This window comes from Rhodobacter aestuarii (genome assembly GCF_900156655.1).
GTDB lineage: Bacteria > Pseudomonadota > Alphaproteobacteria > Rhodobacterales > Rhodobacteraceae > Rhodobacter > Rhodobacter aestuarii.
The window spans coordinates 181,658-205,969 of sequence record NZ_FTOG01000009.1 but is presented as its reverse complement, the minus strand read 5'-3'; the positions used below and the strand labels follow the sequence as shown (position 1 = coordinate 205,969).

Annotated in this window: 26 protein-coding genes; 13 read left to right on the top strand and 13 right to left on the bottom strand. The window is 61.8% G+C overall.

The window, feature by feature from the left end:
* Position 1: 1 nt before the first annotated feature.
* Positions 2-676 (top strand): phosphoribosylanthranilate isomerase, encoded by a 675-nt coding sequence (locus BW967_RS13985; protein WP_076485706.1) that lies wholly within the window; start codon positions 2-4, stop codon positions 674-676.
* A 102-nt stretch (positions 677-778) separates the two neighbouring features.
* Complete coding sequence (trpB, locus tag BW967_RS13980) at positions 779-2,011, top strand: tryptophan synthase subunit beta (protein WP_076485705.1); 1,233 nt, start codon at positions 779-781, stop codon at positions 2,009-2,011.
* Here the strand turns inward: trpB and BW967_RS13975 are convergent.
* The gene (locus BW967_RS13975) at positions 2,008-2,991 is read right to left on the bottom strand and encodes a pentapeptide repeat-containing protein (protein WP_076485704.1); all 984 of its coding nucleotides are present in this window, start codon (positions 2,989-2,991) and stop codon (positions 2,008-2,010) included. The two genes, trpB and BW967_RS13975, sit on opposite strands and share 4 nt — an antisense overlap.
* Before the next feature lie 357 nt (positions 2,992-3,348).
* On the opposite strand from BW967_RS13975, the gene BW967_RS13970 reads away from it, so the two are divergent.
* Positions 3,349-3,834: a hypothetical protein gene (locus BW967_RS13970; RefSeq protein WP_076485703.1), complete on the top strand. Its 486-nt coding sequence runs from the start codon at positions 3,349-3,351 to the stop codon at positions 3,832-3,834.
* Positions 3,831-4,535 (top strand): helix-turn-helix transcriptional regulator, encoded by a 705-nt coding sequence (locus tag BW967_RS13965; protein ID WP_076485702.1) that lies wholly within the window; start codon positions 3,831-3,833, stop codon positions 4,533-4,535. The genes BW967_RS13970 and BW967_RS13965 overlap by 4 nt, the downstream gene beginning before the upstream one ends.
* Positions 4,536-4,538: 3 nt before the next feature.
* Here the strand turns inward: BW967_RS13965 and BW967_RS13960 are convergent, their stop codons facing one another.
* The 3 genes from BW967_RS13960 to BW967_RS13950 form a co-directional block, all read right to left on the bottom strand.
* On the bottom strand, positions 4,539-5,048 hold the full coding sequence (locus BW967_RS13960) for a GbsR/MarR family transcriptional regulator (protein ID WP_076485701.1): 510 nt from the start codon (positions 5,046-5,048) through the stop codon (positions 4,539-4,541).
* The gene (locus tag BW967_RS13955) at positions 5,045-6,070 is read right to left on the bottom strand and encodes an aldose epimerase family protein (protein ID WP_076485700.1); all 1,026 of its coding nucleotides are present in this window, start codon (positions 6,068-6,070) and stop codon (positions 5,045-5,047) included. Before BW967_RS13955 ends, BW967_RS13960 begins: the two co-directional genes overlap by 4 nt.
* Positions 6,071-6,134: 64 nt before the next feature.
* Positions 6,135-7,103: a zinc ABC transporter substrate-binding protein gene (locus BW967_RS13950; protein WP_076485699.1), complete on the bottom strand. Its 969-nt coding sequence runs from the start codon at positions 7,101-7,103 to the stop codon at positions 6,135-6,137.
* Between the two features lie 95 nt (positions 7,104-7,198).
* Between BW967_RS13950 and BW967_RS13945 the strand changes: the two genes are divergently transcribed.
* The 5 genes from BW967_RS13945 (at position 7,199) to BW967_RS13925 (ending at position 10,246) form a co-directional block, all read left to right on the top strand.
* Positions 7,199-7,708, top strand: a complete 510-nt coding sequence (locus tag BW967_RS13945) for a Fur family transcriptional regulator (protein ID WP_076485698.1) — start codon at positions 7,199-7,201, stop codon at positions 7,706-7,708.
* Positions 7,705-8,526 (top strand): ATP-binding cassette domain-containing protein, encoded by an 822-nt coding sequence (locus tag BW967_RS13940; RefSeq protein WP_076485697.1) that lies wholly within the window; start codon positions 7,705-7,707, stop codon positions 8,524-8,526. The genes BW967_RS13945 and BW967_RS13940 overlap by 4 nt, the downstream gene beginning before the upstream one ends.
* Complete coding sequence (locus tag BW967_RS13935) at positions 8,519-9,304, top strand: metal ABC transporter permease (protein WP_076485696.1); 786 nt, start codon at positions 8,519-8,521, stop codon at positions 9,302-9,304. Before BW967_RS13940 ends, BW967_RS13935 begins: the two co-directional genes overlap by 8 nt.
* Positions 9,305-9,584: 280 nt before the next feature.
* The gene (locus BW967_RS13930) at positions 9,585-9,770 is read left to right on the top strand and encodes a hypothetical protein (RefSeq protein ID WP_076485695.1); all 186 of its coding nucleotides are present in this window, start codon (positions 9,585-9,587) and stop codon (positions 9,768-9,770) included.
* Positions 9,771-10,024: 254 nt separating this feature from the next.
* Entirely contained in the window at positions 10,025-10,246 is a 222-nt protein-coding gene (locus BW967_RS13925; protein WP_076485694.1) for a hypothetical protein, read from the top strand.
* A gap of 144 nt (positions 10,247-10,390) precedes the next feature.
* Here BW967_RS13925 and BW967_RS13920 read toward each other — a convergent pair whose 3' ends face one another.
* From BW967_RS13920 to BW967_RS13880, 9 genes are all read right to left on the bottom strand, one after another.
* A complete protein-coding gene (locus BW967_RS13920) occupies positions 10,391-11,095 on the bottom strand; it encodes a YjbF family lipoprotein (protein ID WP_245826554.1) in 705 nt (234 codons plus the stop codon).
* 5 nt (positions 11,096-11,100) lie between these two features.
* The gene (locus tag BW967_RS13915) at positions 11,101-13,290 is read right to left on the bottom strand and encodes a YjbH domain-containing protein (protein WP_139327841.1); all 2,190 of its coding nucleotides are present in this window, start codon (positions 13,288-13,290) and stop codon (positions 11,101-11,103) included.
* A gap of 159 nt (positions 13,291-13,449) precedes the next feature.
* Complete coding sequence (locus BW967_RS13910) at positions 13,450-14,604, bottom strand: iron-containing alcohol dehydrogenase (protein WP_076485691.1); 1,155 nt, start codon at positions 14,602-14,604, stop codon at positions 13,450-13,452.
* Positions 14,601-15,989: an aldehyde dehydrogenase family protein gene (locus tag BW967_RS13905; RefSeq protein WP_076485690.1), complete on the bottom strand. Its 1,389-nt coding sequence runs from the start codon at positions 15,987-15,989 to the stop codon at positions 14,601-14,603. The genes BW967_RS13910 and BW967_RS13905 overlap by 4 nt, the downstream gene beginning before the upstream one ends.
* A 47-nt stretch (positions 15,990-16,036) precedes the next feature.
* Positions 16,037-17,401: a glutamine synthetase family protein gene (locus BW967_RS13900; RefSeq protein ID WP_076485689.1), complete on the bottom strand. Its 1,365-nt coding sequence runs from the start codon at positions 17,399-17,401 to the stop codon at positions 16,037-16,039.
* Positions 17,402-17,482: 81 nt separating this feature from the next.
* Positions 17,483-18,520, bottom strand: a complete 1,038-nt coding sequence (locus BW967_RS13895) for a TRAP transporter substrate-binding protein (protein ID WP_076485688.1) — start codon at positions 18,518-18,520, stop codon at positions 17,483-17,485.
* A gap of 44 nt (positions 18,521-18,564) precedes the next feature.
* The gene (locus tag BW967_RS13890) at positions 18,565-19,890 is read right to left on the bottom strand and encodes a TRAP transporter large permease (RefSeq protein ID WP_076485687.1); all 1,326 of its coding nucleotides are present in this window, start codon (positions 19,888-19,890) and stop codon (positions 18,565-18,567) included.
* A complete protein-coding gene (locus BW967_RS13885; RefSeq protein ID WP_076485686.1) occupies positions 19,890-20,396 on the bottom strand; it encodes a TRAP transporter small permease subunit in 507 nt (168 codons plus the stop codon). The genes BW967_RS13890 and BW967_RS13885 overlap by 1 nt, the downstream gene beginning before the upstream one ends.
* Positions 20,396-21,166 carry an N-formylglutamate amidohydrolase gene (locus BW967_RS13880; RefSeq protein WP_076485685.1) on the bottom strand — a complete coding sequence of 257 codons (771 nt, stop codon included), beginning with the start codon at positions 21,164-21,166 and terminating at the stop codon, positions 20,396-20,398. The genes BW967_RS13885 and BW967_RS13880 overlap by 1 nt, the downstream gene beginning before the upstream one ends.
* 150 nt (positions 21,167-21,316) lie before the next feature.
* On the opposite strand from BW967_RS13880, the gene BW967_RS13875 reads away from it, so the two are divergent.
* From BW967_RS13875 to BW967_RS13860, 4 genes are all read left to right on the top strand, one after another.
* The gene (locus tag BW967_RS13875; protein WP_076485684.1) at positions 21,317-22,189 is read left to right on the top strand and encodes a MurR/RpiR family transcriptional regulator; all 873 of its coding nucleotides are present in this window, start codon (positions 21,317-21,319) and stop codon (positions 22,187-22,189) included.
* Between the two features lie 189 nt (positions 22,190-22,378).
* On the top strand, positions 22,379-23,446 hold the full coding sequence (locus BW967_RS13870) for a hypothetical protein (RefSeq protein WP_076485683.1): 1,068 nt from the start codon (positions 22,379-22,381) through the stop codon (positions 23,444-23,446).
* Positions 23,447-23,500: 54 nt separating this feature from the next.
* Positions 23,501-23,926 (top strand): hypothetical protein, encoded by a 426-nt coding sequence (locus BW967_RS13865; protein ID WP_076485682.1) that lies wholly within the window; start codon positions 23,501-23,503, stop codon positions 23,924-23,926.
* Positions 23,926-24,294: a hypothetical protein gene (locus BW967_RS13860; protein ID WP_076485681.1), complete on the top strand. Its 369-nt coding sequence runs from the start codon at positions 23,926-23,928 to the stop codon at positions 24,292-24,294. The genes BW967_RS13865 and BW967_RS13860 overlap by 1 nt, the downstream gene beginning before the upstream one ends.
* Positions 24,295-24,312: the final 18 nt, after the last annotated feature.

Genomic DNA, 24,312 nt, shown 5'->3' with positions numbered 1-24,312 from the left:
CATGGTCACCGTTGCCATCAATAAAGGCCGCCCCGGCGGGGTGCGCTGTAAGATCTGCGGGCTGAAAACGCCCGCAGATGTCGTTTCAGCCTCTGAGGCTGGCGCAGGCTATATGGGGCTCGTCTTCTTCCCGCGCTCGCCGCGCCATGTGGAAATTGCCCAAGCGCGGGAACTGGCGCTGGCTGCGCCCTTGGGGCTCGCCAAGGTCGCGCTGGTGGTGAATGCCGAGGATGACCTGCTTGATGCGATCACCGCCGAAGTGCCCCTTGATATGCTGCAGCTTCACGGCAAAGAAAGCCCCGCCCGCGTGGCCGAATTGCGCGCGCGCTACGGCCTGCCGGTGATGAAGGCGGTGGGCGTGGCCGAGGCAGCAGACCTGAAAGCGATTGCGGATTACGAGGCGGTCGCCGATCAAATCCTGCTTGATGCCAAAGCGCCCAAAGAGGCCACACTTCCCGGCGGCAATGGGCTCTCGTTTGACTGGCGTCTGATTGCCGGGCGCGACTGGGTGCGGCCTTGGATGCTGGCCGGCGGTCTTACGCCCGACAACGTGGCCGAGGCGGTGCGGCTGACGGGGGCAACGCAGGTCGATGTGTCGTCAGGCGTGGAAAGCGCGCCGGGCGTGAAGGATGCCGCCAAGATCGCCGCCTTCGTGCAGGCCGCGCAAAGCGCCTAAGCCGCCAAGGCCCGCGGTATTTCAGCCTTATCTGCATGGGAAACTTTACCCAGCCCCAAGAGCGCGCTATCTGCGGGGCAAGGGAACAGGGGAATGAGACCAATGGCCGAAGATCTGCCCAACAGCTACATGACCGCGCCGGATGAAAACGGGCGTTTCGGCATCCACGGGGGCCGGTTCGTTTCGGAAACGCTGATGCCGCTCATTTTGGAGCTGGAAGCGCAATACGAACATGCCAAAACCGATCCGACCTTCTGGGCGGAGATGGACCTGCTTTGGCGCGACTATGTGGGCCGCCCCTCGCCTTTGTATTTCGCGCCGCGCATGACCGAGGAATTGGGCGGGGCCAAGGTTTACCTCAAGCGCGAAGAGCTCAACCACACCGGCGCGCATAAAATCAACAACGTGCTGGGGCAAATTCTGCTCGCGCGGCGCATGGGCAAAAGCCGGATCATTGCCGAAACCGGCGCGGGCCAGCATGGCGTGGCGACGGCGACGGTTTGCGCCAAGTTCGGGCTCAAATGCATCGTCTATATGGGCGCGACCGATGTGGAGCGTCAGGCCCCGAACGTGTTCCGCATGAAGCTTCTGGGCGCGGAAGTGGTGCCGGTGACCTCTGGCCGCGGCACGCTGAAAGACGCGATGAACGACGCCTTGCGCGATTGGGTCACCAATGTGCGCGACACCTTCTATTGCATCGGCACGGTGGCGGGCCCCGCGCCTTACCCGGCGATGGTGCGCGATTTTCAATCCATCATCGGGCGCGAAACCCGCTGGCAGCTTGAACAGCAAGAGGGCGAAGGCCGCTTGCCCGATACGATCATTGCCGCCGTGGGCGGGGGGTCGAACGCGATGGGCCTGTTTCACCCGTTCCTTGATGACAAAGAGGTCCGCATCATCGGCGTTGAGGCCGGGGGCTTGGGCGTGGATGACCGGATGCAGCATTGCGCCTCGCTCACCGGGGGGCGGCCCGGCGTGCTGCACGGGAACCGTACCTATTTGCTGCAAGACGAAGACGGGCAGATTCTCGAAGGCCATTCGATCTCGGCGGGCCTCGATTATCCCGGCATCGGCCCTGAACATAGCTGGCTGCGCGACATCAAGCGGGCGGAATATGTGTCGATCACCGATGCCGAGGCTTTGGAGGCGTTCCAGTTCTGCTGCCGCACCGAAGGGATCATCCCGGCGCTGGAGAGTAGCCACGCGGTCGCCCATGTGATGAAACTCGCGCCCACGCTGCCCAAAGACCATATCATCGTGATCAACCTCTCGGGCCGGGGCGACAAAGACATCTTCACCGTCGCCAAACACCTTGGCGAGGAGATGAAGGTTTAATCCGGCGGTAGGCAGGGATCGGGGCGGATGAAGAAGGGTTCCAGGTAGCGAGCCATCCCGTCTCGATACTGGCAGAGCGTGACGGGTATGGTTGCGGGTAGGCCGATGGGCGGGCTGTCGGCCCAAGCCCAGACGTCGGTGAAATGGGCGGTGTCTAGGCCGACGACCTTGTTGAAATCGGCGCCCGAAATCTGAGCCCGGTCCAGATGCGCGTACGAAAGGTCGGCCCCCTCCATCTGCGCCTTCCAAAGGGAAGCCTCCTCCAGATGTGCGCCCCGGAGGTCCGCCCCTTCCATCTGCGCCTCCCAAAGCGCCGCCCCCTCCAGATGCGTTTCCCGGAGGCTTGCCTTCTGCAGATACGCGCCCCCGAGCCGCGCCGCCTCAAGATGCGCTTCGAAGAGCCCCGCCCCCTCCAGATGCGCGACTCTGAGGTCTGCCCCTTCCAGGTGCGCCTCCCCGAGGTTCCCACCCGCCAGATGCGCGAGCAAGAGCTTCGCCCCCTGCAGATGCGCGCGGTAAAGGTCCACTCGCTCCCCCTCGGGCGCCTTTGGCGTCAGACGCATCAAATCCACCGGATTGTCACAGGCCTTCTGCGCCTCATCCCAACCGCCGCCCATCTTTTCGCACGACAGATCAATCCCCCGCAGCGACACCCCTTGCGCCGCCAGATATTCCAGCGCCTCGCGCTTGCCCGAATTGCCGGTGGCCGGGGCGGTCAGGATGCTCCATGCGCGGTTGATCGCTTCCTCGCGGCGGGTGTCGTGTTCTTCCTTCCACGCCCAGATGCCGAAGATCACCGAAACCAAGGTCGCCATCAGCACGACGCGCTCAAACCACGCCCATCCGTTGGTAATCTCCCGCCCGCCCGCCATATGGGCGGGATGCGCGGTCTTTGCGGGGCGTAAACCCGGCGCGGGGTGCTGCGTCGCTTGGCGTAGGAAAAGGCGTTTTTGCGCTTTGAAGCGCTTCGAACCGGGCATGAAATATCCTCGTCACAAATCGCCCCAGCCTAGGCGCGCGCGAAAGCCCGCGTCAATCGGCCTTGGGCGTATATACCGGGGGTTTATAGAAGTGCTTTAAGCTGAAAAACGTCTCTCGCACTGCTTGCTTTCCGTGTGCGGCAGGCGTTTCCTACCCTTGGCCCGTCCCCCAAAGCGTGGCCAGGTTCCCTCCCAGCCAGCCGACCCCAATCGGTCCGAGGGAGCCAGATTTTCGGCCGGGGGCCCGGGGGCCTCCGTTTCCTATCGCTCACGGAAGATGGGGCGGAGCGGGCTCCCGGTCGATCGCAGACAAAGCTGGGGCAGAATTGACGCGCACTGGCGCAAGGCAGGAACGAGATGGATTGGTTGATCGGAACACGTGAAGGCGATCGCAGCACGGGGCAATGGCCGGGCAAATTGGCCTTTGCCACGGTGATGCTGGGCGTGGTCATGGCGACTGCGGGACCGGTGCTGGCCGACCGACAAGAAGAGATCATCTCGGAGCTTGAGGCCGAAGGTTATACCGATATCACCACCTCCAAGACATGGCTGCGCCGCACGCGCATCGTGGCGCAGGGGGAAGAGGGGGAGCGCGAGATCGTGCTCGACCCGCGCAATGACGAAGTTCTTCGCGACTATGTCCGCCCCCCGCGGGAGGGCCAGCGTGGTGGGCCGGGGGGGCGCCCGGCTCCCGATGGGCGTCCGCGTCCCGATGGTCCGCCGCCCGGTGCACCGGGGGAGGGGCGCGGTCCGGGCGGTCCAGCGGGTGATCCGCCGGATCGGCCTTCCGGTCCCTCAGATCATGGTCTTGGGGGATCGCGCGGCGGGGAGGCTTTCAGATGACCGAGCAAATCTCCGAATCGGCTCGCCCCTCGCCCGTTGTGCAAAGCTGGCTGCGCTCGCGGGTGATCGTTGTGGCCTTGTTCGTTCTTCAAGCAATCCCGGCACTCTACTACGTTTCCGATATCGTTTCGGCGCTGATCGGGATCGCTTTGCCGCCGATCCCGTGGGAACTGCGCGAGGCGTTTGAAATTGGCGCGGCTGTCGCGCTTTTGGTCGGGCTTGGCTTTGGCGCGCATGTGCTGTTGGCGGTGCGGCGTGAAGCGAAAGTGGCGCGCGAAGGTTTGCGGCGCGCTTCGGCGGAATTTGCCGATCTTTTGGAAGAGCGTTTCACCGAATGGGGCCTGACCCCGGCAGAGCGCGATGTGGCGCTTTTCGCGATCAAAGGGCTGAGCTTGGCCGAGATCGCGCAATTGCGGGCCACGTCCGAGGGTACGGTGAAGGCGCAGACGGCTTCGATTTATCGCAAGGCCGGGGTGGGGGCGCGCAGCCAGCTTGTCAGCCTCTTTATCGAGGATCTGATGGAAGTGCCCGAGCAACGCGCCGCAGTTGATCGTGCAGAGACGCATCCGGTGCCCCGGTCTGCCACCCCAGCGCCCCGCACGGCGGCGAAAGCGGAAAAGACGGGCGCAGAGACGGTGCTGCGCAAAAGCGCCCCTGCTACGAAAAGCCGTGCGCGTGCGGCGCGGGTGAGTAAGGCCTAAGCCTTATTTGCCGCGCTGGCCTTTCTTCTTTTTCTTCTCGGCTTTGTCGGCGCCCATGAATTGCGCGAAATCGGCGGCATCGCGGCGCAGTTGCCGGGCAAACCAATCCTCGGCCACTGCTGACATTTCGGCCAGCGCCGCAACGCGCGGGTCCGTGTTATCGGTCGCGGCCAGTGTGGCGAGCCTGTCGGTTAAGGGGGCGATTTCGCGGCGGTGGCGGTCCGCCAGCGCGGCGCGCAGCAGCGCCCAAGGGTTTGGGTCAGCCACATAGAAATCACGCCTTGTGCCTGGCGCGCGCGCCACCTGCACGAGCCCCGCTTGGCGCAGTTCTTTCAGCGCGACCGAGACATTGGAGCGCGAAAGGCCAAGCGCGTTGCACAGGTCTTCGGCAGAGGGGGCCTGCGCCGCGCGCCAGATCGTGCCAAGGCAGGCGCCCGCGGCGCGGCTCATGCCAAAACGGGTGGCGAGATCGGCAAACAGCGCCGTGACTTCGGAGGCGGGCGGGGTGGTCATAGCGCGGTCCTCGCGGGCTTGTCCGTGGAAATGCTACGGCTCAGCTGCAATCGGGTTACTTGGCGCCACGTTTCGCCCGGATGGAGCGTAATGGCAGGGAAATCGGGATGTTGCGGCGCATCGGGCCACATCTGCGGCTCAAGTGCAAGACCTGCATGGGGGCCATACGCCGCACCGCTGAGGCCAAGGACTGGGTGCGCGCCGATATGCTGCCCATCATAGACCTGAAGTCCGGGTGCATCGGTTTCAATCGTGAGCGAAACACCCGCGCTGCCGGTCAGTTCTGCTACCGCGCGCAGCCCCGTGCCGGGCAGGCAGTAATTGTTATCGAGCGGCGGCAGGTCGGCGACAAGGCGCGCTTGGCGCAGGTCATAGACCGTATCCGCGACTGAAATCGGGGCGCGCGGCAGGTTTTGCGCATCGCAGGGCAGCATCTGCTCTGCTGCAACTTTCAAATGATGCGCTGCGGTGGTTGGCTTGCCGTCAAGGTTCCAATAGGGGTGATGCGCAAGGTTCATCAACGTCTCGGCATCGGTTTCTGCGCTGAGCGTGATCTCCAGCGTGCTTGGCGCCAAGATCTGATAACAGGCCCGCAGCACCCGGTTTCCGGGAAGGGCGGCCGCCCCATGCGGCAGATCAAGCCGAAAGGTGACACTGTCAGCATTGGCGGTTTCGATTTCCCAAACCTGCTGAGAGCAGCCTGCATCGCCCGAATGTAACAGGTTTGCCCCGTCATTTGGCGCGGCACGCCAAAGCTGCCCGGCAATTTCGACCTGCGCGCCTGAGAGCCGATTGGCCACCGGGCCGACCACAGCGCCTGCCCAAGCCAGCGCCCCGCTTTCATAGGCGGAAAGGGTATCGGAGCCCAAGATCAGCGGCCAAGGTGTGCCCGCCAGACGCAAATCTTGCAAGCTGGCCCCAAAGGTGATTAGCCGCGCAGTCAATTCGCCCGCGCGCAGCGTTACGGCCTCGACCAAGTCTCCTGTGGATGTGGTGCCGAAACGGCGGATATCGGCTGACATGGCGCCCCCTTGTTCGCCCGGAGCGTTTCACGAATGCCCCGGACGAACAAGAGTGCGTAAGACCTTATTCGGAAAGGCAATCGCGCAATGTGTCGGCCAAGCCGGTCATCAGCGCGGCGTAAAGCTCGGGGCCATAGGGCAGGGCGGAACCAGAGGGATCGAGCGTGCCGCCGCGCTTAACCGAGGTGCCCTCGAGCAGAGCATCAATTTGCTTCGGGTCATGCTGCGCTTCGGGGAAAGCACAAACAATGTGTTGGGCCGCGAATTGGTCGCGCAATTCGGCCAAATGCGCGGCGCCCGGCGCGGTTGCATCGCCCAGATTGACCGCGCCGGCCACGTTCAGCCCGTAATGGCTCGCAAAATAGCCATAGGCCGCGTGGAAGGTGACAAAGGGTTTCTGCGCAACCGGGGCCAGTTCGGCGGTGATTTGTGCGTCTAGGGCGCGCAGGGCTTCCTGCGCGGTGGCGGCATTGGCGGCATAGATCGCGGCATGTTCCGGATCGGCTGCCGAAAGCTCTTGGGCAATCACGCCCAGCCAAGTTTCGGCGTTTTCGGGCGTCAGCCAGGCATGGGGGTCCAGCCCTTCGTGTACATGGTCATGATCGTCGTGATCTGCTTCGCCATGCTCATCATGGTCTTCTTCATGGGCTTCGTGATCCTGCGCTTCTTCGGCGGGGGCGTGCATATGGGCATGGCCGTCAAAATCTTGCAGATGCGTGCCAGGGGCATCAAGCAATTCGAGTTGCGCACCTTTCAAGCTGACACCGTCAATGGCGCGTTCCAGCCACGGGGTCATTTCCGGCCCGAGCCAGATCACCAGATCCGCGTTTTGCAGGGCGGCTGCTTGGCTCGGCTTCATCTGGTAGTTATGCGCATTGCCGCCCTGTTCGAGCAAAACGGCGGGGCTGCCCAGATCGCCCATCACTTGCGCGGTGAGCGAATGCACGGCGGGGATATCTGTCACCACATTCGGCACATCGGCCAAAGCGGGCAGGGGCAAAAGCGCGAGCGCGGGGATCAGTGTCTTCTTCATCGAAACCTCAGAGGAAGGTGAGGGGGAACTTGCGGGTCGGTTGCGGGTTATCTATGTTATACCGTAACAGGTCAAGAGAAATGTGATAAAGTAACATGCCTCACGATACCCCTACCGATCCGGGCTGCGCCTTCGGCCAGCATGACCATGCGCATTGCGCGGGGGCCGTGCTTGAGCGCGCGGCGGCTGAAGCCGAGCGGCGGGGGCTGCGGTTTACGCCCGTGCGCAAGCGGGTGCTGGAGATATTGCTGGAGGCGCATCGGGCGATGGGCGCCTATGAGGTGCTGGATCGTCTTGCGGCGGAGGGCTTTGGCAATCAGCCGCCCGTCGCTTATCGCGCGTTGGAATTTCTGGTCGAGGCGGGGCTGGCGCATCGGGTGCAGCGGCTCAATGCCTTTGCGGCCTGTATGCATCCGGGCGAGGCGCATGCGCCGGTGTTCTTGATCTGCCGGGAGTGCGACACCGTGGTGGAAGCCGAGGCGGCCCCGCTGCGCCAAGCGCTTGATCTGGTTGCCGGGGAGCTTGCGTTCACCGTAGAGCGTGCAAGTTTTGAGGCGCTGGGTCTTTGCCCAGATTGCCGCGCCAAGGCGGAGGCTTCCGCATGAGTGCGTTGATTGCCGCCGAGAACCTGTCAGTGCGCCATGGCGAGGCGACGGTGCTGGGCGGAGTTCAGTTTGCGATTGAGCGCGGCGAAATCGTTACCGTTGTTGGCCCGAATGGCTCGGGCAAATCCACCTTGATCAGGGCCTTGATTGGCCTTGAAGCCGCCGCGACGGGGGCGGTCACGCGCGCGCCGGGGCTGGTAATCGGCTATGTGCCGCAAAAGCTGCATATTGATGCCGGCCTGCCGATGACGGTGCGGCGTTTCCTGTCTTTGCCGCGCCGGGTGAGCGATGCGCAGGCCGAGGCGGCTTTGGCGCGCACCGGTGTGCCGGGGCTTGGCCCAAGGCAATTGGCGCGACTTTCGGGGGGGCAATTGCAGCGCGTGCTGGTGGCGCGCGCGCTTTTGGCAAACCCCGATATTTTGATCTTGGATGAGCCAACGCAGGGGCTCGACCAGCCCGGCACGGCGGGCTTTTACCGACTGATTGAAGAGGTCCGCGCGGAAATGGGTGTCGCGGTGCTGATGGTCAGCCATGATCTGCATGTGGTGATGTCTGCCTCTGATCGGGTGATTTGCCTCAATGGCCATGTCTGCTGCCAAGGCACGCCCAAGGTCGTTTCTGCCGCGCCGGAATATCGCGCGCTTTTTGGCCTTGGCACCGGGGGCGCCTTCGCGCTTTACCGCCATATGCACGACCATGATCATGAGGAAGACGAGGGGCATGGCCATGACCATGGCGCGCCCCATGTTGCCCATCCGCATGAGCCCCACAGCCACGGCCACCATCACGCCGCAGGATGCACCCACGACCATGCTTGACGATTTTCTGATCCGTGCCGCGCTGGCGGGCATTGGCCTGACGCTTGCCACCGGGCCGCTCGGCTCTTTCGTGGTCTGGCGGCGTATGGCCTATTTCGGGGATGCCACCTCGCATGCCGCGATTTTAGGGGTAGCACTGGCCTTTGGGTTTGGGCTGCCACTTTATGCGGGCACACTGGTTGTCGCGCTTGCAATGGCGCTGACCGTGGCGGCGCTGTCCGGGCGCGGGCATGCGATGGATACGGTCTTGGGCGTGCTCGCCCATGCGGCGCTGGCCTTTGGCCTTGTCGCGGCATCGTTCATTTCGGGGCTGCGGGTCGATCTGACGGCGTTTCTGTTTGGAGATATTTTGGCCGTGAGCCGCACCGATTTGGCCGTCGTTTGGGGCGGCTCTGCCGTGGTTGCGGTGCTTTTGATCTGGCGCTGGCAGGAGCTTTTGACCGCCACAGTGAACGAAGAACTCGCCCAAGCCTCGGGGCAAGATCCGCTGCGCGCGCGGTTGGTGCTGACCTTGGCCTTGGCGCTGACGGTGGCGGTGGCGATCAAGATCGTAGGCGCGCTGTTGATCGCGGCACTTTTGATCATTCCGGCGGCCGCCGCACGCCAACTTGCGCGCGGCCCCGAGTCGATGGCGCTCGCGGCGACGGCGATTGGAGCCACCTCGGTTCTGGGCGGGCTACAGGCCTCGCTCAATTTCGACACGCCAGCAGGCCCGTCCATCGTCGTTGTTGCGGCGCTGATCTTTGTGCTGAGCTTGGGTGTGAAGCGGCGCGGTTGAGTGGCGCCTCACACCGACCTCTTGCACCATCTCTGACGCATCAAAGCTTTTCCTCGAGCGCTCATTTTTCGCGTCCTGCGGGTGCAAGAAGGGCCGCTTCAAGCCCTTTTATCATGGGTTTTCGGGGGATTTTCTGCAGATGCGTGCAAAACCGCAACACTTCCTTTACGCCACGTGAAAGGGCCCGCGATTTACCCTTTGCAATTCCCAACGCTTGTGCTTTTCTCGCCGTGATGCTGCCGGGCTTGGCGGCTCTCTACAGCAATGACGGAGATTTAAAATGAAAAAGATCGCTACCATCGCCCTGGTTGCCAGCCTTTCGGCTTCCACCGCTTTCGCCGGCGGCTACACCGCCCCGGTCGTCGACGCGACCCCGGTCGTCGCCGAGTCGTCGTCCTCGAACGCCGGCATCCTGATCCCGGTGCTGCTGCTCGTCGGCGTCGCCGTTGCGGCTTCGTCGAACTAAGTTCGACACCGAATTTCGCGGTCTTCGGACCACGAGAAGGCCGGAAAGCGCAAGCTTTCCGGCTTTTTGCTTACGCGCTTGGCGGGGCATCGGTTTAGGTTTCCTTAAGCCTTTGCCACGGTTACGCCACAAACTCTCCGCATTTTAACCACGTGTTTACTTTGCTGGCCCGATTCAGCAGCCTTTGCTTCGAATTTGGGGGGGAATCGTGTATCCATTGGTTATCGAAACCCTAACGCCAGGATGAAACGTAAATGCAAAAGATCTTCCTTCCTGTGGTCGCTCTCATGCTTTCGGTTGCTTCGGTCTCGGCGCAACCGGTCCTTCCGATCATTTCCGCTCTCGCGCCGACCGCCCCCAATGGCATGGTGATCAGCGCGCTCTCTGCTTCGTCCAGCACCACGACTGTGGCGACTGTTGTGGCCTCGGCCATGTCGGAAGCAGGCGGGACTTCGGCCACCGGCACCACCAACTGACGGTCAGAAAGACGTTCAGGGCTTCGGTCAGAATGGCCACCAGCCGCGCTCGCATGAGGGGCGCTTTGTAACGCGTACCAACCGAAAAGGCCGGAGCAGTGATGCTCCGGCCTTTCTAATAGGTTTCGCGACTGTCGGGCCGAGTTAGGGGCGCAGCACTTGCAGCGTGAAATAGCCCAGCTCCGGGGTCACCCATTGGCGTGAGGTGGCGATCTGCCCGCTGCTGGTGACAAGGTAGCTGTTGGTGAAGTCAAACCCTTGCCCGGTGCAATGCTCGGCCATCACCGTGCCGTTCCAGTCGCGCCCGGCGAAGCTGTATTTCGCACCGGTTTGGGCCGGTGCCACCGTGCAGGTGAGCGGAAGCGGGCGTTCAGTGCCCAGCCCGTCAAGCAGGCGGATCACGCGTGCGCCCGTCCCGGCGCGGCGCGCATGGATCAGCGTGGCGACCTCGTCCACCTCGGCGGACATCATATCATGCCCCAAGCCACGCGTGCCGACGACCAACCCGTTGCGCAGCATCAGGGTCTGCATTTGCGGCGTGGCATAGGTGCGCATTGGGCCGTTTTCACCGATCATGCCCAAAACAGCGGGCCCGGTTCCGGCATTTTCGCGGGTTGAAAAGAGCAGCGGCCCTTGGTTGAGCGCCAGCGCCTCGCGCGCCATGGCCTCTGGATCAGGGGCGGTCACGCCTTCAGATTTTGCGCGCCGCGCGGCAACCTTGCCCTTCAAATCGGCGGTCATCGCGCGAAAGAGACCGCCTTGGCGGTCTTCGCGGGCACTGTCATGGCTACAGCCAGCCGCCACCAAAACGGCCATTGCAAGCGCGCCGAGGCGCCATTTGCGCATCATCGTGCTCACCGCCAGAACCTCCCCCAGTTCTCGTAAAGCGCCCCCATATGGTCGCTGCGCACCGTTTCGTACAAACGTCCGTCAACATCCAGACGGGCGCCGCCATCGCGTTGCAGCGGGCGCAGGACGGTACTCATCGACGCGCGCGAGGGTTTGCCCGAGAGCCAAGCAATCGGTGCGGTGATGCGGATACCTTTGTCAAACGAGCCTTCGCCGAAATCTGCCGAAGACATATCGGTCACCGTCGCAAAAGCACCAACCTGCCAACCGTTCGAGAATTCGCGCGCGAGCGAGATCGTCGCGCCCCAATCTTTGGCGAGATAACGGCCAAGGTCCAATTCGCCAGTATAGCCGCCGCCGAAATCGTAATAGGCCGAGGCATGGCCGGTGGCGACATCGTAATCTTGGAAGCCAAAGCGTTGGTCATAGTCGCGCTTGGTGACCCAGTTGGCCTCCACGCCGAGTGCCAGCCGGTTGTCGACCGGTTTCCAGAGCAATTCGCCCGAAATACCGCCGTACATACGCTCCAAATAGCCTACAGTCAGGCGCGAATAAAGATTCTCGGCCGGGCGTCCATAGTGGGCGAAGGTCAAGCGGTGCAGCGCAAGATCGCCGTTCTTTTGGTATTCGGAACTGTCAGAGCGCACATGCGGCGCGGTCGAGGTCGAGACGCGGTCACTTTGGTCAAGGTTGCCCAGCAGCGTTTGCCGCAGATCGCCCGACAGCACAAAACCACTGCCTAGATCATAGCGCGCCTTCAGGCTCAGCCCGACATCGGCACGAAGTGGCGAATCCGGGTCGAAATACGAGGCTTCCAGATAGGGCCGCAAAGACCATTGGAAGCGCGGGAACAGCCCTTCGGTCACCACTTGGGTAGGGTCTTTCCCGGCTTCGGTGATTTGTGCAACGCTCAGGATGTCGCCGGATCGACCGTTTTCCAACCGCTCCAGATCAGAGCGGGTTACGGTCACCGACGACACGGCCATGCCTTTTTCCATCAGCGTGACGGTGATCGTCTCGACCGAGGAGGGCAGGGCGCGGGTGGCGATGCGGGCGACACGGCCCACGGCTTGCGGCGCAGCGTTATAGGTTTCGTTGCGCACGCGCAGCTCGGCCCGGGTCGCCGTCAGCGACATCGATTCGAGGATTTGACCGTCTTTGGCCAGCGCCTGCGCGATGGCGCCCTGAATCGCGGGTTGTGCAGTGGGATCGGCGGTCCAAGCCCCCGACCATCCATCAACATCGGCACTTTGCGCCGGGCGCGGGCGCACCGGCAGCGGCGCGCTTTCAAGCCCGGTCGGATAGGCGGGCCGTTTCGGGTCAATCGCATAAGAGAACTGGAAGCCGATCTTGTCGCCATGCAGATAGAACATCTGCAGGTTCGTCGCGGCACCAAGTTTGTAATCCAGCCCCACGTTCACAGCGCTTTGGTGTTCCCAGTCGCTTAGCCGCGTTTCTTGCACGTAAGCGTCAGAGGAATACTCCGCTTTCAGCGTCAGCCGGTCGTTGAATTTGTAGCTCACCCCAAAGAAGGGGGCGACATCGCCGCGGAACCATGCGCCCGAATTGAATTCGCCGCCGTTGGAATTGTAGTCATAAACCGGGCGCGTGCCGGTGGAGCCGATAGAGCCAAAGCTCCCCAAGCGCCCCCAGCCAACGCCCGCCGTGACCCGCAGCGCGCTGCCAAAGCCTTTGGTGGCAACGATATATTCCGAGGAATAGACGCTGGTGCCGACCATGTCGTTAAGGCCGACGGCGAGCGCAGGCGTATAGCGCCCCTCTTCAAGCACTTGCCAGCGAATGTCGAACGAGCGGTCGTAAAGCTCTTTGTAGCCAGAGATGCCGCCAGAGCCATCGGGGATCGGCATCAGGTCGGGCACGCGCGAATAGCGGAACGCGCCGGTCACATGCGGGGCGATCTGGAAGGTGAGCGTGTTGCGCAGCGTGCCGCCCCCCAGCGCCGTGATCGAGACACCAAGCGTGCCATCGCTAAACCCTTCGGCCGTTGGCATGTCGATCAAGCCGGGCATGCCATAGGTGTTGCGCGAGGCGCCGACCATCGGATCGGCGAGCCCTGGCACAGCGGTTGACACGGCATACACAAGGGCAGACGCGCACAAAAGCGCGGCCCGGTTGCGGGAATGAGGCATAGCGGTCCGGGGCAGGGCGGACCGGTTCGGTTGGGCAGACTGCACGCGTTCCTCCGAAGTCTTTGGGCCGTTATACCCAATTTCACCGCAGAGACGAGATGAAACACGTCGCCGCAAGGCAGTTTTGCCCTGCCATGGCACGAATGCCGCAAAGAAAAGACCCGACGGCGCGTGAACGCCGCCGGGGAGGTCAATTTCGCGCCCTTACATGCAGGCGGCGAAAAGCGCGCGGGTATTTTCCTGCGTCATTTCGATTGGGTTGCCGCCGCAAGATGGGTCTTCGAGCGCCATTTCGGTGAGCATATCGAGGTCTTCTGCCTTCACGCCCATGTCGGTGAGGGTTTCGGGGATGGAAAGCTCTTTGCGCAGCGCAACAATCGCGGCGCGGAACCCGTCAAACCCGCCCGAAATACCCAAGTAAGCAGCGGCTTTTTCGATCCGCTCCTCAATGGCCGAACGGTTATAATCCAGCACCATCGGCATCACGCAGGCGTTCGTTGTGCCGTGGTGCGTGCCATAAACCGCGCCAACGGGGTGGCTCAGCGAGTGGATCGCGCCAAGGCCCTTTTGGAAGGCCACGGCGCCCATCGCCGCCGCACTCATCATATGCGCGCGGGCCTCAAGGTCAGTCGGGTTGGCATAGACTTTCGGCAGGTTTTCAAACACCAGCCGCATGCCTTCCAGCGCGATGCCTTGGCTCATCGGGTGATAGAAGGGCGAGCAATAGGCCTCAAGGCAATGCGCCAGCGCATCCATGCCAGTGCCTGCGGTGATGAAGGCGGGCATGCCCACCGTCAACTCCGGGTCGCAAATGGTGATTGCGGGCATCAGCTTCGGGTGGAAGATGATCTTTTTCTTATGCGTGTCGGAATTTGTCAGCACGCCTGCGCGGCCCACTTCCGAGCCCGTGCCAGCGGTGGTCGGCACCGCGATGATCGGGGCGATTTTCGACGCATCCGCACGGGTCCACCAATCGCCGATGTCTTCCAATTCCCAAACACTGAGCGTTTCGGGCTGATCGGCCATCAGCGCGATCATTTTGCCAAGATCGAGCGCTGAGCCGCCGCCAAAGCAGACCACGCCATCATGGCCGCCCGCTTTGTAAACGGCGATGCCCGCTTTCATATTGGCTTCGGTCGGGTTCGGGTCCACCTCGCAAAACATCGCGCGGCCAAGGCCCGCTTTGGCGAGCACATCCAGCGCGCCTGCGGTGATCGGCAGGCTGGAAAGCGCTTTATCGGTTACCAAAAGCGGTTTCGCCATGCCCACGGCCTTGCAATGCTCGGCCAATTCGGCAATCCGCCCGGGGCCAAATTTGATCGGCGTGGGGTAGCCCCAGTTCATGCTCGGAACGCTCATTTCGTCACCTTCTTGAGATGGTAGGATTTCGGTCGGGTGACCGAGTAATAGCCAAGCGCCGAAAGCGCCGTGCCGCGCCCGGTGTCTTTGCAGCCGGTCCAGCACAAAGCCGGGTCAAGATAGTCGCAGCGGTTCATGAAGACGGTGCCGGTCTCCAGCCGCGCGCCAATTTCGGCGGCTTTGTCGGGGTCGGCAGTCCAGATCGAGCAGGTCAGCCCATAGGGGCTGTCGTTCATCGCAGCGATCGCTTCTTCATCGTCTTTCACCGACATGATGCCGACCACGGGGCCAAAGCTTTCTTCGCGCATCACCCGCATTTCGTGGTTCACATTGACGAGGATCTGCGGGGCAAGGTAAGCGCCGCCATCATCGGCTGGGAAAAGCGCCGGGTCAATGAGCGCCTCGGCGCCCTCGGCCACGGCCTCAGCGATTTGGTCGCGCACGATATGGGCAAAGCGTTTATTCGCCATCGGGCCCAGCGTGCTTTCGGGCTCAAACGGATTGCCCAGTTTGAGCGTTTTCACCCAAGCCACGGCCTTTTCGACAAAAGCGTCATAAAGGCTTTCGTGCACATAGATGCGCTCGATCCCGCAGCAACATTGGCCCGCGTTGAACATCGCGCCATCCATCAGGCCATCGACCGCGGCATCAAGATCTGCATCGGCCATCACATAGCCGGGGTCTTTGCCGCCAAGCTCCAGCCCGACACCCGCAAAAGTGCCCGCCGCCGCGCGCTCGATCGTGGCACCGCCGTTCACCGAGCCGGTGAAGTTGATGAAGTTGAACGCCCGCTGGCCGATCAGCGCCTCGGTCACGTCATGCGTCAGATAGACGTTTTGGAACACGTCTTCGGGCACGCCCGCCGCGTGGAAGGCTTCGGTCAGCCGTTCGCCCACCAGCATGGTTTGCGTGGCATGTTTGAGCACGACCGTATTGCCCGCAATCAGCGCGGGCGCGAGCGTGTTGATCGTGGTCAGATAGGGGTAGTTCCACGGCGCGATGATAAAGACCACGCCCACTGGTTCGCGCGCGAGGTAACGGCGGAATTTATCGCTGTCTTCCACCACTTTGGGGGCCAGCGTTTCGGCGGCGATCTCGGCCATGTAATTGGCGCGGTCATTCACGCCGCCAAATTCGCCGCCAAAGCGGGTGGGGCGGCCCATTTGCCAAGCGAGTTCTTCAACCACGCGGTCTTTCATCTCGTTGAGCTTGGCCACCCCGGCTTGCACCAGCGCGATACGCTCTTCAAGTGGGCGCGCGGCCCATGCGGGTTGGGCAGCGCGGGCGCGCGCGGCCATTTCCTCTGCATCGGGCAGGCTCAGGGCCGGCCGCTCGGCATAGACCCGCCCATCCACGGGCGAGATACACTGGATCATCTTCGTCATGTCGACCTTCCTCTCGTGGCCCCTTCGGCCCCGGTAAACTTGAAATCTTAAGCCCGTTCGAAGCCGCGCATCCGTTCCCAATCGGTCACGACGCGATCATTTTCCTCGATCTCCCAGCGCGCCGCGCGCAGGTAATGCGCCACGACCTCTTCGCCAAGGGCGCGTTTGAGGAAATCAGAATTCTCGAGCGCCGCGGCCGCTTCGGGCAGGGTTTTGGGCACTTCGGGCGCCGCCTCGGCATGATACAAATCGCCCGAGATCGGCGCGCCCGGATCAAGCTTGTTTACGACGCCCTCAAGCCCCGCTGCCAAAAGCGCCGCGCAGGCCAAATAGGGGTTCAGATCGGCCCCGCCGATGCGGCATTCGACCCGCACACCCTTGGTGCCTTCGCCACAAATCCGGTAGCCCGCGGTGCGGTTGTCAAGCGACCAAACCGCCTTGGTGGGGGCAAACAGCCCGACACAGAAGCGTTTGTAGCTGTTCACATAAGGTGCCAAGAAGTAGCTGATATCGCGCGAAAATTCGAGCTGCCCGGCGAGGAAATGGCGCATCAGATCGCTCATGCCATGCGCGGCCTTGGGGTCGTAAAAGGCATTCGCGCCGTCTTTCCAAAGCGATTGGTGCACGTGGCTCGACGAGCCCGCCTTTTCGGTGTGGTATTTCGCCATGAAGGTGGCCGAGGCGCCGTGTTGCTGGGCAATTTCCTTCACGCCTTGCTTGATGAGCGTGTGCATGTCGGCGGTATCAAGCGCTTGGGAATATTTCGCGTTGATCTCTTCTTGGCCGCGTTCGGCCTCGCCCTTGGAGCATTCCACCGGGATGCCCGCACCATAAAGGTAATTGCGGATATCGCGCATGATCGGCTCATCGCGCGCGGTGCCCATGATCGAATAATCGACATTGTAGCGCGCGACCGGTGTGGGGGTTGGGTAATTCGTGTCGAAAAGCTCGGTATAGCTTTGCTCAAAAAGGAAAAACTCAAGCTCCGTCGCCATCATCACGTCAAAGCCCATCGCTTTGGCGCGGTCGATCTGTCGCTTGAGCACCGAACGCGGCGCATGCGGCACGGGTTCATGGGTGTGATGGTCGAGCACATCGCACATCACAAGCGCGGTGCCATCCACCCATGGGATACGGCGAAGCGTCTCCATATCGGGCTTCATGACATAATCGCCATAGCCGCGCGTCCAGCTGGAGGCCTCATAGCCCTCGACCGTGACCATCTCCATATCGGTGGCGAGCAGATAGTTGCAGCAATGGGTTTCTTCCCAAGCGCTGTCGATAAAATGCTGTGCGTGGAAACGCTTGCCCTGCAACCGGCCCTGCATATCGCAAATACATGCGATCACGGTGTCGATCTCGCCCGAGGCGACAGCGGTTTTCAGGGCCTCAAAGGTCAGGTTGGCGGGCATGGTTTCCTCCGTTCAATGGCGCGGTTGTCCCGCCGCGCGCGGGTCGTGGGAGTGGGCCGGGGATGCCCCGGCCCGCACCGATCAGTAGCGATAAGGCACGCCGGCCTTGACCATCGTCTCATTATATTTGCGGATGATGTCCACCACCTTGGCCTTGAGCGGGCTTTCGGCGGCCACCTCATCCCAGAACTTATGCGCGGCTTCTTCAAGCTTGGCATAATCTTCTGTGGGCAGCGAGGTCAGCGTCATATCGGCCCCTTCGACGCGCAGCTTGGCTTCGCCCGCCCAATACCACCATTGGCGGTGATAATGCGATTGGTCGAAGCAGGTTTGCAAAAGCTGCTGCAGGTGGGCGGGAACCGCGTTCCACCGCTCCATATTGGCGAAGAAGTGGCCGATCCACGCGCCCGAGATGTTGTTGGTGAGGAAGTAAGGCGCCACTTTCGACCAGCCCGAGGTGTAATCCTCGGTGATGCCCGACCAGGCCAAGCCATCCAACTCGCCGGTTTGCAGCGCAACTTCCACATCTTCCCACGGGATCGTCACCGGAATGACGCCGAATTGGGCCAGGAAGCGCCCTGCGGTCGGGAAGGTGAAGACGCGCTTGCCGCGCAGATCTTCCAGCGAGTTCACCGGCTCTTTCATGTTGAAGTTGCACGGATCCCACGAGCCTGCCGAGATGTGCTTGATGCCCACCTTGGCATATTCCTCTTCCCAGATTTCCTTCAGACCCCAAGAGTTGAAGAGCGCGGGCACATCAAGCGAATAGCGCAAAGCAAAGGGGAAATAGCCGCCGAAGACGGTGACTTCGGTGGGCGAGGCCATAGAGTCATCATCCGATTGCACGGCATCGATGGTGCCGTTTTGCATCGCGCGGAAAAGTTCGCCCGTCGGCACCAACTGGTCCGAGGTGTAAAGCTCGATCTCCATTTGCCCATTGGCGATGGTGTTGAACGCCTCGATCGCGGGTTTGACCACCTCTTCGGCGAGCGCCGGGCCCGCATAGGTTTGCAAACGCCATTTGATGGTTTCTTGCGCGCGGGCCGGGGCGGCAAGCCCTGCGGCGGCTGCGGCGCCCACGGCACCAGTGGTTAGAAACTTCCGTCTCGTCGTCGTCATTTCTCTCTCCTTGTTGTGGGGTGCCCCGTTCGGGGTCATTTTTCTCAGCGCCCCAGCACCGTTTGCGGCAGCCAAAGCGCAATTTGGGGAAACACCATGATCAGAACCAAGGTCAGCACCATCACGAGCACGAAGGGCAGCACCGAACGGTAGATCACCGGCAAGGTGAACTCGGGCGGGGCGAGCGCCTTCATCAAGAACAGATTGTAGCCAAAGGGAGGCGTCAGGTAAGCGATTTGACAGGTGATGGTGTAGAGCACGCCATACCAGATCAGATCAAAGCCAAGCGCTTTCGCCAGCCCCACAAAAACGGGGGCAACGATCACCAGCATCGCGGTGTCGTCCAAGAACATGCCAAGGAACAAAAAGCTCAACTGCATCAGCACCAAGATCATCCAAGGCGCGAGCCCCAGATCCGAGGTGAAAAAGTTTTGGATCGCGCGGCCCGCGCCCAAGCCATCGAACACCGCGCCAAACGACAGCGCGGCGGTGATGATCAGCATGAACATCACCGTGATATGCAGCGTTTGCTTGGTGGCGGTTTCAAAGACGCGCCAGCTTAGACGGCGTTTGATCGCGGCCACGAGCACAGTCGCGGCAACGCCCACGACCGAGGCCTCGGTCAGGCTCGCCCAGCCGTTGATGAAGGGCACCATCATCGCCGCAAAGATGAAGATCGGCAAAAGCCCCGCGCGCAGAAGTTTGTATTTCTCGGCGCGCGGAATGCTGGCGCGTTCCGCGGCGCTCATGCGCGGGGCAAGCTGTGGGTTCAGCCAAGTGCGGATGGTGATATAGGCGATGAACATCACCGCCATCAAAAGCCCCGGCCCAATGCCCGCAAGCCAGAGGTTGGACACCGGCTGGCGCGCAATCAGTGCAAAAAGCACCAACACCACCGAAGGCGGGATCAAAATGCCAAGGCTTGAGCCCGCCTGAATGACGCCCGAAATCATCAGCTTGTCATAGTTACGCCGCACGAGTTCGGGCAGCGCAATGGTCGCCCCAATCGCCATGCCCGCGACCGAAAGCCCGTTCATCGCCGAAATCAGCACCATCAACAGGATCGTGCCAATCGCCAAGCCTCCCGGCAATGGCCCGAACCAGACGTGGAACATCCGATACAGGTCTTCGGCCAAGCGGCTTTCTGACATGACATAGCCCATGAAAACGAACATCGGCAGCGTTAGCAGCGGCGTCCATTTCATCAGCTTCATCACGGCGGAAAAGCCCATATCGGTGCCGCCCGGCCCCCAAAGCGTGAGCGCCGCAATCACCGCCACAAAGCCAATGGCGCCAAAGACCCGCTGCCCGGTGAGCATCATCAACAGCAGCGATGAAAACATCAAAAGCGCGATGGTGTTGTGATCCATCAAATCTTCTCCCCGCGCAAAGTGGCAATGTCGCGGATCAGAAGGGCCGTTGCCTGCAACAGCATCAGCGCGAAACTGAAGGTGATGATCGACTTGAGCGGCCACAGCACGGGCCGCCATGCGGTCGGATTGCGTTCGTTATAGGTGTAGGAATAGACGGTGCTGTCAAAAGCGCCGTAAAGCATGATGCCGAGATAGGTCATCAAAAAGAAGACGGTCAGCGCATCGGTTAGTGCTCTGCCCTTGTGCGAAAACCTTGCGTAGATCAGGTCCATCCGCACATTCACTTCGGATTGCATGGTCCAAGGTGCGCCAAGCATGTAATAGGCGACCAGCGTGAATTGCGCCATTTCCAGCGTCCAAAGCGCGGGGATATGGGCGAATTTGGTGATCATCGACCAAACCATAATGCCCATCATCACAAACAGCAGATACATGGCCACCCGGCCAAATGTGCGGTTGATCGTTTCTACAATCTGGACATAGCGCACAAGGAACCGCGGCATCACACGACCTCCAGCGGTTTTTGGATCCGCGCCAGCGCCGCTTGCAGCACCGGGGCGAGCAAAGAGGCCATCGCCTTTTGCGCGGCCGCGTCTGGAAGCAGATCGTTGCGCAGTTCCAGCATCACATTCATCAGACCCAGCGGTGTGGCCTGAAGAGCCAGCGTATGGGTCACCTCATCGGCGGCACTATAGGGCTCGTTCAGCCGAGAATCGAGCCTTGTCTGGGCGCGCGCCTCTTCCAGAACGGCGCAGGCAAGGGCAGGGTCCGCATCATGAATGATGCCCAATTCCACATCCCGCGGGCGGCCATAATAAACGGGCGTGAACGAATGCACGGTCACCAAGATCGGGCGCTGCCCCAGCGCCAGCTTTTCGGCCAAAAGCATGCGCAATTCGGCATGGAAGGGCAGGTAAAGCGCCTGCGTGCGGTCTAACCGCTCTTTCGCGCTCAGATCGGCATTTCCGGGAATGTCATGCAGTTCTGAACGCGCGGGCATCGCGCTCGCAGATTGTGGCGGGCGGTTGAGGTCATAAATCAGCCGCGAGGTGGTGGCGCGCACCAGCGGGCTTTCAAGTTGCACAGACAGCGCGCGGGCAAGCCCCAATGCGCCCGGGTCCCAAGCCACATGCGCGTGGCGTTGCGATGCCGTGAGGCCCAAATCGCCCCAGCGCGCCGGAAAGGCATTGACCGCATGTTCGCATACGAAAACGAACGGGCCTTTGGCCGCGCGTCTCTCAAGGACGACCGCGCCTTCAGTCTCGTCTTCCACAGTCTCCCCCGAGCGTTTCGTCGATTCTGCAAGCTTCGTTCCACAGGCTTGACCGGAGCGGTGAAGCTGTCAACATTATTTCAGGAGAGATAATCTTGTTACAATCTGTTCGGCGGTGCGGCAAAGCGTCCGCAGCAAGGAGTGCCTGTTTTGGTGGCAGTGAAAGGTACGATCGAGGACGAGCTGCGCGCATCCATTGCAACGATGACCCGCGCAGAACGGCAATTGGCCAGTCATATCTTGCGCAATTACCCCGTTTCGCTCTTGGGGTCGGTGACGCAACTCGCTAAAGCCGCGGATGTTAGCTCGCCCACCGTGGTGCGGCTTGCGCAAAAAATGGGCTATGGCGGCTATCCGGGGCTGCAAGCCGCGCTACGTGAAGAAATCGAATCGCGCCTTGTTGGCCCTTTGGCGAAGCACGATCTTTGGGCCGCGCGCGCGCCCGAAGGGCATATGCTGAACCGATTTGCCGATGCGGTGATGGCCAATCTGCATGCCACATTGTCACAGATTGATCAGGCGGATTTCGATGCGGTTGCCGCGCTGCTGGCGGACCCGACCCGTAAGATCTTTGCCACCGGGGGCCGGATCACGCTGGCGATGGCGGAATATTTCGCCACCCATATGAAAGTGATCCGCCCCGATGTGGAGCTGCTGATCCCGCTGTCCAATGCTTGGCCGCCCGCGCTTTTGGAGATTGAGCGGGGCGATGTGCTCTTGGTCTTCGACATTCGCCGCTATGAAAACGCGGTGTTGCAACTGGTGGAAATGGCCTCTGAGCAGGGCGCGGAGATCGTGTTGATCACCGACCCATGGGTGAGCCCGGCGGCGGCGCATGCGCGTATTCGGCTTTCGGCGCAAGTGGAGGTGCCAAGCGCCTGGGACAGCACAGTTGCCATTCAGCTGATTGTCGAAACGCTGATGGCCGCCGTGCAAGCGCTGACATGGGACACAACTGCCGCCCGGATGCAGCGGCTTGAAGAACTCTACGAGCGCGCAAGGTTCTTTCGCGGCAAGAAATAGGCGGGGCGAGAGGCGCTGGGCAAGGGGCACGCGCACCGGGGCGGCCCCCGGATTTTCGGTGCCCGGCGCTCTTTTTTCTTTATTTTCGTCACAGAATAAGATGATTTGGATTCATCTTTCGTGATGCAGGCATCGCAAGCGCGATCTTGCCGTTAGCCCGCCTTTCCTTGCTCTTAAAGATGGATTCAGATGACCGCTCTCTTTCCGCATGCCTTGACGACGTTCGCCTTGGTAGCCCTTTCGTGTGGGGCCGCGCAGGCACAAGATTTTCAACGCACCGACGATCGTTTCTGCCAGCAATATGCCTCGACCACCGCGGCTGTGGCGCAAGAAGCGATTGATCAAAACCCGAACTGCCTCGACTTCAGCCGTGGTGTGCATGGCGTCTATCAGATGCATTACGACTGGTGCATGCAAAACACCCGTGACGAGGTCTGGGGGGCCGCCGATCATATCCGCAATCTGGCGGCGGAATGTACCACCCCCTTCGCGCCGCCGATGCCAGCAGCCCCCGCATGGCAGCCGCAACAAAGCGCGCCCGTGGGGCCAACCCAGACCTATGCGCAACTTGGCGCTTGGGAGATTTTGCAATGGGCGCCGGGCTCGTGCAGCGCGCTTTTGATGGATTGGTCAAAGCCCGAGGGCGCAGGCCGGTTGCTGCGCTTTGATGCCGGGCCAGAGGGCTTCATGGTTGTGTCGGATCAATGGTCTGATACTTCGCCCGCAGCGGCTTTGATTGACGGGCAATTTTACCCGATGGTGCTGAGCCAAATTGGCGAAGTGACCACCTCGCCGATTGATCGCAGCTTTTTGGCGGCGGTGCAGCGAGGCAACCGGCTGAACCTGAACTTTGACCCCGACGGGCCGGAATACGCGCTTTCGGGCTCTTCGGCGGCGATCGACACAATGCTGCAATGTGCAGGCATGGCGCAGCCTGCGCCCGCCGCGCAGCCCTATGTCCTCAACGGCACCTGCAAGCTGATCGTGGATGGGTGGACCTATGTCGATATGAACGGCAACTGCCCGATCTGGATGGCCAATGACGGCACCGGCAGCTTCTGGATCAACACCAACCGCGACACCTATTTGGGCGATTTCTTTGCCGAGATCGTGCCCTCGGGCAATGGTTTCGCCTCGGGTCACTGGAACGCGCAAGCCGGGGCCACCCATGCGCAAGCCCCGCTGGGCGAGGATTTCCGCCAAGTCGGTGGCGGGTGCTGGGTGAATGCCCGCGCCACGGTTTGCGCCGCGCGCTAACGGTTTTGGGGCCGCCGCAAGGGCGGCCTCATTTTTCTTTGCGGAGCTTCTTTGATGCGTTTTCTTATTTTGGCCCTTTGGGCCGTGCTGCTGCCCAGCTTTGCACTTGCCGATACCCGCCCGGTGAATTGTGAAATCACCGTGGGCGGGGTGCGTCATGTCACTGGCCGGTGTTATTTTTCGCCCCGTAGCGGCGGCTCGTTTCAGGTTGGCAATGACAGCTATTTTGCCGATGTTTCCGTGAATACCCCGGGGCAGGCCGATGGGCACTGGAACGCCGATCCGCTCTCCACCCATGCGCAGGCCCCGCTTGGGGCGCTGCGCCAAGAGGGGGCGTGCTGGGTCGCACCAGGCACGCGGATTTGTGCTTGGGCCTTGCCTGCGGCGGAAACGCAGGCGGCCTTGGCCGCCCAGCCCGATGGGGTGATGCTCTCGCCGATCTCGGCCAGTTCGGCCTGTATTGGCGCGGCGGGCCATTGATGGCGGGGCAGCCGCTCGAGTTGCACAATTGTCGGCTCGGGCAGGATCGTTTGTTCGATATTATGCCGGGCGGGCGGATTACGGTGAACAAGCACCCGGATCTGTGCATTGGGCTTGAGGCGCCGGGGATGATGAAACCCGCCGAATTGGTGCTCCAGCCTTGCGACGAGGTCACGGCCGATTGGTATTGGGTGCAACAGGGCCAATTCGCGTTCGAAGGCCTGGTGCGGCGCGGCGGGGACGGCACCTGCTGGACGATCTTGCAAGAGACCCGCGACCCGTCAATGAGCTTTCCTTGGCCGGTCAATGCTGTGCCCTGCGATGCGCAGGCAGAGCAAACAGCACATTTCGCCTATTCGCGCGAGTGAACGGACGTGATCGGCGGG